We start from the raw sequence: 11,291 nt of genomic DNA on the forward strand, positions 1-11,291 counted from the left end.
GATTTAACTGGAATCCTGCCGTTTTTCCAGACAGACCAAGCATTGCTCCCGATATTTCCCGTAAGGAAGTGCACTTTGAAAACGAACAAAAGAGCATACTTATCAAGTGATCTTTTGTTGTAAATCGCTTTGTATAACGATCGGAATCGCATTTTTTCACTTCTCTTTTTATCATCGAATCGTCAATTAATGAAATCAGCTGTCCGAAAACGGATTTTGTCGAAAAATGATTACTTTTACTCATCGTATTTTAAGTTTTGCAACACAAATTTACGATGTTTTTAGGAAGCCATTAAGTTGGCTTCCTTTTTATCGGACAACAATGATTTTCATTAAAAAATCCCGAAGTTAAACTTCGGGATTTGTGTTTTTTATCTTGAATAATTTGGAGCTTCTTTTGTAATGGTTACATTATGTGGGTGTGATTCGCCGATACCTGAAGAAGTCAACTGTACAAAACGAGCGGTTTCCTGCAAGGTTGGAATATCTTTTGCGCCACAATACCCCATTCCGGCACGTAAACCACCAATAAACTGCGTCATCGATTCGTTTAATTCACCTTTATAAGGCACGCGACCTTCAATACCTTCAGGAACCAGTTTTTTAACATCGTCTTCCACATCCTGGAAATAACGGTCTTTAGATCCGTGTTTCATTGATTCTACAGAACCCATTCCACGATAGGTTTTAAACTTACGACCTTCAAAAATAATGGTTTCTCCCGGAGATTCTTTTGTTCCTGCAAGCATAGATCCCAACATCACACAATCGGCTCCTGCACCTAATGCTTTTGGAATATCGCCTGTGTAACGCAAACCACCATCGGCAATCACAGGAATTCCGGTCCCTTTTAAAGCAGCAGCAACTTCCATCACCGCAGAGAATTGAGGGAAACCAACACCTGCAACTACACGAGTAGTACAGATAGATCCCGGACCAATACCTACTTTAACGGCATCTGCACCAGCTTCTACCAAATACAAAGCAGCTTCGGCAGTAGCAATATTTCCTACCACTACATCAATTTCAGGAAATGTTGCTTTTACTTCTTTCAATGTATTAACCACTCCTTTTGTATGTCCGTGTGCGGTGTCAATAATTAACGCATCAACGCCGGCAGCTACCAAAGCACTTGCACGTTCTACAGCATCTGCAGTTACCCCTAAGGCAGCTGCAACACGTAACCGACCAAATTTGTCTTTATTTGCGTTTGGTTTTAAGGTTAGTTTGGTAATATCGCGGAAAGTAATTAATCCTACCAATTTGTAATTGGCATTAACAACCGGTAATTTTTCAATTTTATTTTCCTGAAGAATTTGTTCTGCATCGGATAAAGTGGTTCCTTCTAAAGCAGTAACTAAATTATCAACTGTCATTACTTCTACAATAGAACGTTCGTTCTTTTTCTCAAAACGTAAATCTCTGTTGGTAACGATTCCTTTTAAAATTTGATTTTCGTCAACCACCGGGATTCCACCAATTCCGTTTTCACGCATGGCTGTTTTTGCATCGCCAACAGTAGCGGTTAAAGGCAGTGTTACCGGATCGATAATCATTCCTGATTCTGCACGTTTTACTTTACGGACTTCAAGAGCTTGTTGCTCAATGGTCATATTTTTGTGTAAAACCCCGATACCCCCTTCGCGAGCCATAGCAATTGCCATAGCACTCTCTGTAACGGTATCCATTGCAGCTGAAATAACCGGAACATTTAAAGTGATGTTTTTTGAGAATTTTGATTGAATATTTACTTCGCGTGGTAATACCTCTGAGTATGCGGGTATTAAAAGAACATCGTCATAAGTTAAACCCTGACCGACTATTTTTGTTGTGTGTGCTTCCATGTTGCAATTGTAGTTGAATTGCACGCAAATTTAGTGATTTTTAAATGAAAAATAAAATTTTAATGATAAAAATTAAAAATTTTCAACGCTTCGTTATAAGCAGCTTCAAAAGAGGTCATCTGTATGTTCGTTTCTACTTTATTTGCGGTAAAATAACTCAGCATTTTTTCGGTGGGCATATTCCCTGTTAAATCGTCTTTTGCCATTGGGCAGCCACCAAATCCTTTAATGGCTCCGTCAAAACGAATACAGCCAGCTTTATGGGCAGCATCTACTTTTTCAAACCATGCATCCGGAGTGGTGTGTAAATGTGCACCAAATTCGATATGTGGGTATTTTGGAATTAGATTAGAGAATAAATAGGTTATATCTTCGGGTGTTGAAGAACCAACGGTATCAGAAAGCGATAAAATCTTTACGCCCATATTCGCCAGTTTTTCTGTCCACTCACCAACAATATCCACATTCCATGGATCGCCATACGGATTTCCAAAGCCCATAGACAGATACGCAACAACTTCTTTATTTGTTTTATTAGCGATTTCTAAAATTTCTTGTAAAGTAACAATTGATTCGGCAATGGTTTTGTGCGTATTGCGCATTTGAAAGTTTTCTGAAATAGAAAAAGGAAACCCTAAATACTGAATTTCGTTATGAACCGATGCCAATTCTGCACCTTTTGTATTTGCAATAATAGCCAGTAATTTGGTTTTTGTTTCTGAAAGATCTAATTGCGACAACACTTCTGCCGTATCCTGCATTTGCGGAATGGCTTTAGGCGACACAAAACTGCCAAAATCTAACGTATCAAAACCACAACGCAATAACGATTGGATGTATTGCACTTTTTTTTCTGTGGGGATAAACGCTTTGATGCCTTGCATGGCATCGCGTGGACATTCTATTATTTTTACCGGTTTCATAAGGCTCAAAGATAACAGATTTCGAAAGATTTGCAAAATGCCCGATTGAAATAATTTACTAAATCAGCATTAAAACAGCCAAAATTACAAATACAACAATCTGCAGCCATTTTAATATTAAATTAAACGTGGTGCTTTCGCGGAGAAATTTTGTGAGTGAAGCAGCTAAAACGGCATACAGACAAAAAACCGTAAACGCTTGAACAAACGAGATGATTCCTAATGTGTAAACCTGTAATTTTATATTTCCGGCTTTGCTGTTGATGAATGTAGGGAATAATGCCAAGAAAAACAGCATTACTTTTGGGTTGAGTATATTCATTAACAACCCTTTAAAAATGTTTTTCCAGGGTTTGTCAATTGTTATTTTTTGAGATTTTAATTGAAACGAAGCTTCTGATTTAAAAACGCTATAAGCCAACCACAACAAATACAACGCACCAAAAATTTTGATGCCTTTAAACAACATAGGGCTTTTTATAATGATTGCCGAAATACCAAATGCCAGCAGTGTGGTATGAAAAAGCAATCCGCTGCTTAAACCAATGTCTGCCGAAATTCCGTAGTTTTTTCCTTTGGCAATACTTGTTGAAAGCACATACATTACGTCGGGTCCCGGTGCAATGGTTAGTGCCAAACTTGCAAAGAAAAACGAAATAACGGTTTCAATGGTCATTATTTTCGTTTTAAAATTGCCTGATTGATTTCTTTAATCAAAGCGGGACCTTCGTAAATAAATCCGGTGTAAATCTGAACCAAATCGGCTCCTGCATCTAATTTTTCTAAGGCATCGGCTGCAGAGTGAATTCCACCCACGCCAATAACAGGAAACGATTTATTGCTTTTTTCCGAAAGAAAACGAATCACTTCTGTTGATCTGTTTTTTAACGGTTTGCCTGATAGCCCACCTGTTTCCACTTTATTCACCGATTGTAATCCTTCACGGGAAATGGTCGTATTGGTCGCAATAACACCGGCAATTTTGGTATCGTTTACGATATCGATGATGTCCAGCAATTGGTCATTGGTTAAATCCGGAGCAATTTTCAAAAGAATTGGTTTTTGTTTTGGTTGCTGAAGATTTTTATTCTGTAAAGTCGATAGCAATTCCGTCAACGGTTCTTTGTCTTGCAACGCACGTAAATTAGGCGTGTTGGGCGAACTTACGTTGACCACAAAATAATCTACATACGGAAACAAAGCATCGAAACACAAAATATAATCATTTACCGCCTCTTCGTTTGGAGTGATTTTGTTTTTACCGATGTTTCCACCAATTAAAACACCTTTATTTTGCTTTAAACGTTCTACTGCCAGCTCAATTCCGCCATTATTAAAGCCCATTCGGTTAATAATTCCTGAATCTTCTTTTAAACGGAACAAACGTTTTTTAGGATTTCCGTCTTGTGGTTTTGGAGTGATGGTTCCAATTTCGATAAATCCGAAACCAAACGCATCTAATTCGTTATAAATCTTGGCATCTTTATCTAATCCTGCAGCTAAACCAACCGGATTTTTAAATTTCAAGCCAAAAACTTCCCGTTCCAATCTTTTGTCGTTTACCTGATAAATTGATTTAAAAACCGATTTCATACCCGGAATGGCGTGCATTGTTTTTATCATTGAAAAAGTAAAATGATGCACTTTTTCAGGATCAAACTTAAATAAAAGCGGACGAATTATTGACTTGTACATGATTGTATAATTTAAAGCTTTGCAAAAGTACTATTTTTTTAGTTTCAGGTTTAAGATTTCAGGTTCAAAGTTTCACGTTTCAGGTTCTGTTAGCTAAATTTTATAGTGAAGTTTCTCAAATAATTTTCATATCCCAAGTGATTATGATATATTTGAACATTGCAAAAAGCTATTTATGAAGATACTTCGCGTAAAAAATATGGTATGCCCCCGATGCATTATGGTTATTGAAAAAACAATGGAAGATTTGGGGTTTGATTTGAATGATGTGGATTTGGGTATGATTGAATTTCACGAACCCATAACCCTTGCCGACCGGGATAAAATTGAAAAAGCGATTCAGCCTTTGGGGTTTGAACTGTTAAGCGATAAAAAAAGTATGCTGGTTGAACGCATTAAAACGCAGATTATTGAATTGGTTTCTAAAGACGTAAACGATTTAACCATTACGCTTTCTGAATATTTATCAAGTAAATTACAGGTGGAATACCATACGCTGAGCCAGTTGTTTTCTAATCAGGAATCGCAAACCATTGAGCAGTTTTACATTCTGCAAAAAATTGAAAAAGTAAAAGAATTGCTGGTTTATGATGAACTGACTTTAAGTGAAATTGCCTATAAAATGAACTATAGCTCAGTAGGACATTTAAGCAATCAGTTTAAAAAAGTTACCGGCCTGGCACCTACGCACTTTAAAGAAATAAAGGTTTTTAAGGAAGAGGTGATAAATAATAACGATATAAAACAAACCTCTTAAAAAAAGAGGTTTCTTCTTATTAAAATTTTCTGCTTTCATCTAAAATTAAAAACTAACTATTGAAATTATACAAACCTTTTTAAAAATTATGTAAGCGACAGGTTTAGGATTCTAAGTATCTTTACAATCAAAGATAAAATCCTATGAAAACCAGATATAAAATAAACGAAATGACGTGCAGCGGCTGTCAGGCAAAAGTAACCGACGCCCTGCAAACATTTGCCGATAAGGTTACCGTAAGCCTGCACCCGACAGAAGCCGTTATTGAATCGGACAAAAAAATTCCGTTAGAAGAGTTACAACACGCACTTTCTCAAAAAGGTTCTTATACCATTCAGGAAATTACGGAAAATGCAGATGGAACGGAAACGCTTTCTGAAATTGCTCATCACGCCGCACATGCTCACCACAATCATAACGAACCACCGAAACAGTTAGAGCATTTAGCCGGAAAATATTATTGCCCCATGTTATGCGAAGGCGATAAGGTTTACGATAGTAATGTAGGTTGTCCGGTTTGTGGAATGGATTTAGTACGCATCGGCGGAAATTCTTCGGATAATAAAGAAGTCCATCACTTAAAAAAACTCTTTTATCAATCATTGGTGGTTACCATTCCTGTATTTATCATTGCCATGTTTGGAATGAGCCACGACAGTTTTATTTACAAAATCATTCCGTACAACATTGCCCTTTGGCTGCAATTTATTGGTGCAACTACTGTTTTATACATTGGCAGAAACTATTTAAAACGCGCCTGGATTTCGTTTAAAACATGGCATTTAAACATGTTTAGTTTAATTGGCTTAGGCGCTGTTGCCGCTTACCTTTTTTCGCTGTTTGTCTTAATTAATCCGCATGCATTTCATGCAGCAGAGCATTTACCCATTTATTTTGAGAGTGTTGCCGTAATTTTTACCCTGATGATTTTAGGTCAGTGGCTGGAAGCTCGTGCCCATCAAAAAACAAAATCATCGGTAGAACATTTGTTAAATTTGATTCCGCAGAAAGCAACTGTTTTAGTTAATGGAAATGCTACCGAAATTGATGTTGAGCATATTCAGGTAAACGATGAAATCTTAGTAAAACCTGGTGAAAAAATTCCTGTGGACGGCATCGTAACATCCGGACAAACTTCTATTAATGAAGCTTTGCTAACCGGCGAGCCTTTGCCTGTTTTAAAGAAAACAAATGATGAAGTTTTGGCAGGAAGTATCAATACCAACCAATCGTTTCAAATGAAAGCAACACGAATTGGCGTAACAACTACCATTGCCCAAATCGTTGAAATGGTTAACAAAGCAAGTCTTTCTCGTACACCGATTCAGCGTTTAGCAGATAAAATTTCGGGTTATTTTGTACCGATTGTCGTTGCAATTGCACTCATAACTTTTGTTTACTGGGGATTTTTATCAACTGAAACTTCCTTATTGTTTGGATTACAAAATGCTATTGCCGTATTAATCATCGCTTGTCCGTGTGCCTTAGGTTTGGCAACTCCGGTTTCTATCTCTATGGGAATTGGGAAAGGTGCCGAATACGGAATCCTGATAAAAAAAGCCGAATCATTGGAAGCGTTACAAAAAACCAATGTGGTTATTACGGATAAAACCGGTACATTGACCGAAGGAAAGCCGTCGCTGGAAGAAATCATTCCGTTAAAAGATCTTTCTGAAGAAGCATTAATAAAAATAACCGCCCAAATGAATTCAGGCAGCGAACACCCTATTGCCAAAGCTTTTACCGATAAAGCAAAAACAATGAACATCGTATTTCAATCAAACAAAATGGTTGCAAATATTCCGGGAAAAGGCATACAGGGAATGATCAACGGGAAAAAAGTATTTTTAGGTAACGAAGCACTGCTTAAACAAAATAACATTGGTGTTTCGCAAACCATTTTACATCAGGTAGAAGAAATTCAAAGTTCGGGAAAAACGGTTTCGTATGTGGCAATAGACAAAGATATTGTTGGTTTGGCTGTAATTCACGATGCTCTAAAACCCGATGTAAAAGCAACCATTGATTTTCTTCATTCCAAAAACATCGAAATCATTATGCTTACGGGCGACCACGCACACACGGCACATGCCATTGCAAAACAAATAGGTATTGACAAGGTATTTGCACAACAGCTTCCGGAAGGTAAACTGTCAATGATTGAATCGGTTCAAAAAGAAGGAAAAACAATTACGATGGTTGGCGACGGCATCAACGATGCTCCCGCACTGGCAAAAGCCGATATAGGAATTGCTATGGGAAGCGGATCCGATCTGGCACAGGATTTTGCAAAAATCACCTTGTTAAACAGTTCGTTTTCTAATGTAAAAAAAGCTATTGTATTGAGTACATCTGTTATGAAAAACATCAAACAAAATTTATTCTTCGCTTTTATTTATAACATTATTGGAATCGCCGTAGCAGCAGGAATTTTTTATTATGCAACCGGAATGTTATTATCGCCAATGATTGCAGCTTTCGCCATGTGTTTAAGCTCTGTTTCGGTCATAACAAATGCGTTGAGAATAAAACAATTGAAATTATAAGCCTTAAATCATTGCAAATCCGTAAAAATTAGTGTATTTTCGCTCTCATTATTTACAATTTATAACAAAACAATGAAACAAGTACCTTTAAATGATGTACACGTAGCTTTAGGAGCAAAAATGGTTCCTTTTGCCGGATATAATATGCCTGTTCAATACGAAGGAGTAAACATTGAACATGATACCGTAAGAAATGGTGTAGGTGTTTTTGATGTATCCCACATGGGATTATTCAAAATTTCGGGAGAAAATGCTTTGGATCTGATTCAAAAAGTAACTTCAAACGACGCATCGGTTTTGGTAAACGGAAAAGCACAATACAGCTATTTACCAAACGATAAAGGTGGCATTGTTGACGATATTATTACCTATAAAGTAAACGATACAGAGTATTTAATGGTAGTAAACGCATCAAACATCGATAAAGATTTTGAATGGATCGCTTCACATAATTCAATGAACGTAGCTTTTGAAAATTTGTCAGACCACTATTCTTTATTAGCAATTCAAGGTCCAAAAGCAAATGAAGCCATGCAGTCTATCACAAATGTAGATTTAACAAACTTAAAATTCTATACATTTGAAACAGGAACTTTTGCCGGAAAAGAAAACGTTATTGTTTCTGCTACTGGATACACAGGGTCGGGCGGTATTGAAATTTATGCTAAAAACGAAGACATTGTTCATATTTGGAACGAAGTTTTAAAAGCTGGGGAATCATTCGGAATTAAACCAATTGGTTTAGCAGCTCGCGACACCTTGCGTTTAGAAATGGGGTACTGTTTATACGGAAACGAAATAAACGATACCACTTCGCCAATTGCTGCCGGGTTAGGCTGGGTTACAAAATTTACTAAAGATTTTGTAAACTCTGAAGCGATTAAAGCCGACAAAGAAAACGGTGTAGCTACTAAATTAATCGGTTTTGAATTGATCGACCGAGGAATTCCCCGCCACGATTACGAAATTGTTGATGCAGAAGGCAATGTGATTGGTCACGTAACATCTGGTACACAATCTCCATCATTAGGAAAAGGAATCGGAATGGGATATGTAAATAAGGAATTTGCTAAAGAAGGTTCTGAAATCTTTATCCGCATCCGCAAAAACGATGTAAAAGCACAAGTGGTTAAAACACCTTTTTATAAAAAGTAATCTGATTTTATAACAGATAACAAAAAAACGAAGCTTTTTAAGCTTCGTTTTTTATTTTTCTTTTATAGAACTTGGAATTCTAAAAATTGCTTTTACACTAAAGTTACCTGCAATATTTCCATCAAAGCTACTGTACGAACCATAGCCACCAGATGTGTTACTTGTAAAACTAATATATTCTTGATGTTCAATACCAATACTAAAATTCTCATATATTTTAAAACGATAACCAAAACCTAGACCCAAACCAACTTGCTCTTTTCTTAAATGACCAATATCTATTTTTTCATTTCCAAATTTCCCACTTGTCATAAAGCTTACTGTAGGTCCAAAATTAATGTGCCAATTTCTAGATCTCCCAATATGGATATTTGCATGAATAGGAATTACAATAAAATTAAGCTTCTCATTTTCATAATAATATCTGTAATAATTATTGTCTTGCGGATTGTCAATAAAAGCGTGTGTATAAACAGAACTTCCTAATGTTTGATATTCTAATCCCGTTCTTAAACTCCAGCGATTGTTCATATAAAAATCAGCAGTAACCCCTAAAACAGGTGTGTATAATGTCTTGTTTCCTTCGCTAGTATATGAAACATCCCCATAATAATTAGAACTATTAATACCAATGAACGGTGCAACTTCAATGTCGTTTCTCTCTCTAACCTGAGCATTTGTTGCAAAAGACGCCAACAAAGCAACTAATAGTGTTTTTTTCATGTTCTTGTAGTTAAAATAATTAGTGTTTTTTTTTACAGAAAAACAACTTTTCTATAATTTTGCGTAAATTTAATAAAAAAGTATTAGAAATGGGAAGAGCGTTTGAATTTAGAAAAGCTAGAAAAATGAAACGTTGGTCGGCAATGGCTAAAACGTTTACACGTATTGGTAAAGATATCGTAATGGCTGTTAAAGAAGGCGGACCTAACCCTGAAACAAATGCCCGTTTACGTGCGGTTATTCAAAATGCCAAATCGGCAAATATGCCAAAAGAAAACGTTGAACGCGCTATAAAAAAGGCATCAGACAAAGATACAGCAAACTATAAAGAAGTGTTGTTTGAAGGTTATGCACCACACGGAATTGCCGTTTTAATTGAAACCGCTACCGACAATAACAACAGAACTGTTGCAAACATTCGTTCTTATTTCAATAAATGTAACGGAACCATGGGAACACAAGGATCTGTAGATTTTATGTTTGACCATACGTGTAACTTTAGAATTGCAAAGGTAGAAGGTTTAGATTTGGAAGAATTTGAATTAGAATTGATTGATTTAGGCGTAGATGAAATTTTTGAAGACGAAGACGGTATCATGATTTACGCTCCGTTCAACAGTTTTGGAGCGATTCAAAAAGAATTGGAAGAACGCAATATGGAAATTCTTTCATCAGGTTTTGACCGTATTCCGCAAGTAACAAAAGAACTTACTGAGGAGCAAATTGCCGATGTTGAGAAGTTGTTAGAGAAAATCGAAGAAGACGATGACGTTCAAAATGTTTATACCACAATGGCTTAATCTATATTTAAAAATAAGTTTATTATAAAATAAAAACCTCACAAATTGTGAGGTTTTTATTTTTTTGTACAGATTAAATAAATTCCGGTGCCAAACAAAACACCAAGTGTGTTACACAGCACATCTAACCATTCAAACGAACGTTTTGTGGGCAGTACATCTTGCATGAATTCTACTGCCAATCCAAACAAGATTAAACCGAAAACGATCAGCATAAGGTTTAATTTATACGCCTGTGATTCTTTATTTAACAATGCCCAAGACCATAAGAAAGCCGATGTGGTATAGAACATAAAATGTACTATTTTATCGATATTTGGAATGTTTATTTCTTTTACTTCGTTAATGTTTGATAGGTTCATCAAACAAAAGAACAGTATAACAATATTCCAACTTATGGCAATAAGCTTTTTATTATGCACCAATTAATTCTTTATATTGATCTGCGGTTAACAATGCGTCAAATTGCGCTGCATCGCTTACTTTTACCTTAATCATCCACCCTGCCTGATATGGATCCGTATTTACCAATTCCGGTTCTGTTTCCAAACCTTCATTAAACTCGATAATTTCACCTGCCATAGGTAAAAATAAATCAGAAACAGTTTTTACAGCTTCTACTGTTCCAAAAACCTCATCTTGATCTAACGTTTGATCTACTGTTTCTACTTCTACGTAAACAATATCTCCTAATTCTTTTTGTGCAAAATCGGTGATTCCTACCGTTGCAACATCTCCTTCTAAACTAACCCACTCGTGGTCTTTTGTGTACTTTAAATTAGCTGGTATATTCATTGTGTTATTATTTTAAGAGCAAATGTATAACTTTATTGATAATTGAAAAATTT

12 protein-coding genes are annotated in these 11,291 nt (G+C 36.1%); 4 read left to right on the forward strand and 8 right to left on the reverse strand.

All coding sequences use genetic code 11. From position 1 onward, the window contains the following. The 5 genes from BLW20_RS09825 to BLW20_RS09845 all read right to left on the reverse strand — a co-directional run. Positions 1–244 (reverse strand): DUF4372 domain-containing protein (locus BLW20_RS09825; RefSeq protein ID WP_143037772.1); only part of this gene is annotated, 244 nt, incomplete at its 3' end. A gap of 127 nt (positions 245–371) precedes the next feature. Then, a complete protein-coding gene (gene guaB, locus BLW20_RS09830) occupies positions 372–1,844 on the reverse strand; it encodes an IMP dehydrogenase (RefSeq protein WP_091099855.1) in 1,473 nt (490 codons plus the stop codon). Between the two features lie 59 nt (positions 1,845–1,903). Beyond that, a complete protein-coding gene (locus BLW20_RS09835; protein WP_091099858.1) occupies positions 1,904–2,767 on the reverse strand; it encodes a hydroxymethylglutaryl-CoA lyase in 864 nt (287 codons plus the stop codon). A 58-nt stretch (positions 2,768–2,825) separates the two neighbouring features. Further along, complete coding sequence (locus BLW20_RS09840; RefSeq protein WP_091099861.1) at positions 2,826–3,443, reverse strand: LysE family translocator; 618 nt, start codon at positions 3,441–3,443, stop codon at positions 2,826–2,828. Next, positions 3,443–4,462: a quinone-dependent dihydroorotate dehydrogenase gene (locus BLW20_RS09845; protein WP_091099863.1), complete on the reverse strand. Its 1,020-nt coding sequence runs from the start codon at positions 4,460–4,462 to the stop codon at positions 3,443–3,445. The genes BLW20_RS09840 and BLW20_RS09845 overlap by 1 nt, the downstream gene beginning before the upstream one ends. Before the next feature lie 175 nt (positions 4,463–4,637). Here BLW20_RS09845 and BLW20_RS09850 point away from each other — a divergent pair, with 175 nt between their 5' ends. From BLW20_RS09850 to gcvT, 3 genes are all read left to right on the forward strand, one after another. Beyond that, the gene (locus tag BLW20_RS09850; protein WP_091099866.1) at positions 4,638–5,219 is read left to right on the forward strand and encodes a helix-turn-helix domain-containing protein; all 582 of its coding nucleotides are present in this window, start codon (positions 4,638–4,640) and stop codon (positions 5,217–5,219) included. Between the two features lie 143 nt (positions 5,220–5,362). Then, positions 5,363–7,765, forward strand: coding sequence for a heavy metal translocating P-type ATPase (locus tag BLW20_RS09855; protein WP_091099869.1), 2,403 nt, complete (start codon positions 5,363–5,365; stop codon positions 7,763–7,765). A 72-nt stretch (positions 7,766–7,837) separates the two neighbouring features. After that, positions 7,838–8,920 carry a glycine cleavage system aminomethyltransferase GcvT gene (gene gcvT / locus BLW20_RS09860; RefSeq protein WP_091099873.1) on the forward strand — a complete coding sequence of 361 codons (1,083 nt, stop codon included), beginning with the start codon at positions 7,838–7,840 and terminating at the stop codon, positions 8,918–8,920. A gap of 51 nt (positions 8,921–8,971) precedes the next feature. On the opposite strand, the gene BLW20_RS09865 is transcribed toward gcvT, so the two are convergent. Next, positions 8,972–9,643, reverse strand: coding sequence for a porin family protein (locus BLW20_RS09865; protein ID WP_091099877.1), 672 nt, complete (start codon positions 9,641–9,643; stop codon positions 8,972–8,974). An 89-nt stretch (positions 9,644–9,732) separates the two neighbouring features. Between BLW20_RS09865 and BLW20_RS09870 the strand changes: the two genes are divergently transcribed. Further along, positions 9,733–10,443, forward strand: a complete 711-nt coding sequence (locus BLW20_RS09870) for a YebC/PmpR family DNA-binding transcriptional regulator (RefSeq protein WP_091099969.1) — start codon at positions 9,733–9,735, stop codon at positions 10,441–10,443. A 56-nt stretch (positions 10,444–10,499) separates the two neighbouring features. On the opposite strand, the gene BLW20_RS09875 is transcribed toward BLW20_RS09870, so the two are convergent. Both BLW20_RS09875 and gcvH read right to left on the reverse strand, forming a co-directional pair. Continuing rightward, the gene (locus BLW20_RS09875; protein ID WP_091099880.1) at positions 10,500–10,805 is read right to left on the reverse strand and encodes a VanZ family protein; all 306 of its coding nucleotides are present in this window, start codon (positions 10,803–10,805) and stop codon (positions 10,500–10,502) included. Between the two features lie 52 nt (positions 10,806–10,857). Then, positions 10,858–11,238: a glycine cleavage system protein GcvH gene (gene gcvH / locus BLW20_RS09880; protein ID WP_091099883.1), complete on the reverse strand. Its 381-nt coding sequence runs from the start codon at positions 11,236–11,238 to the stop codon at positions 10,858–10,860. Positions 11,239–11,291 lie beyond the last annotated feature (53 nt).

Origin of the sequence: Paenimyroides marinum (assembly GCF_900108395.1) — a bacterium.
Taxonomy (GTDB): domain Bacteria; phylum Bacteroidota; class Bacteroidia; order Flavobacteriales; family Flavobacteriaceae; genus Flavobacterium; species Flavobacterium marinum.

Bases quoted from the DNA above. Each gene is read 5' to 3' on its own strand.
- BLW20_RS09865 (WP_091099877.1), bottom strand. From the start codon at position 9,643: ATGAAAAAAACACTATTAGTTGCTTTGTTGGCGTCTTTTGCAACAAAT.
- BLW20_RS09875 (WP_091099880.1), bottom strand. From the start codon at position 10,805: ATGAACCTATCAAACATTAACGAAGTAAAAGAAATAAACATTCCAAAT.
- gcvT (WP_091099873.1), top strand. From the start codon at position 7,838: ATGAAACAAGTACCTTTAAATGATGTACACGTAGCTTTAGGAGCAAAA.
- BLW20_RS09845 (WP_091099863.1), bottom strand. From the start codon at position 4,462: ATGTACAAGTCAATAATTCGTCCGCTTTTATTTAAGTTTGATCCTGAA.
- BLW20_RS09840 (WP_091099861.1), bottom strand. From the start codon at position 3,443: ATGACCATTGAAACCGTTATTTCGTTTTTCTTTGCAAGTTTGGCACTA.
- guaB (WP_091099855.1), bottom strand. From the start codon at position 1,844: ATGGAAGCACACACAACAAAAATAGTCGGTCAGGGTTTAACTTATGAC.
- gcvH (WP_091099883.1), bottom strand. From the start codon at position 11,238: ATGAATATACCAGCTAATTTAAAGTACACAAAAGACCACGAGTGGGTT.
- BLW20_RS09855 (WP_091099869.1), top strand. From the start codon at position 5,363: ATGAAAACCAGATATAAAATAAACGAAATGACGTGCAGCGGCTGTCAG.
- BLW20_RS09835 (WP_091099858.1), bottom strand. From the start codon at position 2,767: ATGAAACCGGTAAAAATAATAGAATGTCCACGCGATGCCATGCAAGGC.
- BLW20_RS09870 (WP_091099969.1), top strand. From the start codon at position 9,733: ATGGGAAGAGCGTTTGAATTTAGAAAAGCTAGAAAAATGAAACGTTGG.
- BLW20_RS09850 (WP_091099866.1), top strand. From the start codon at position 4,638: ATGAAGATACTTCGCGTAAAAAATATGGTATGCCCCCGATGCATTATG.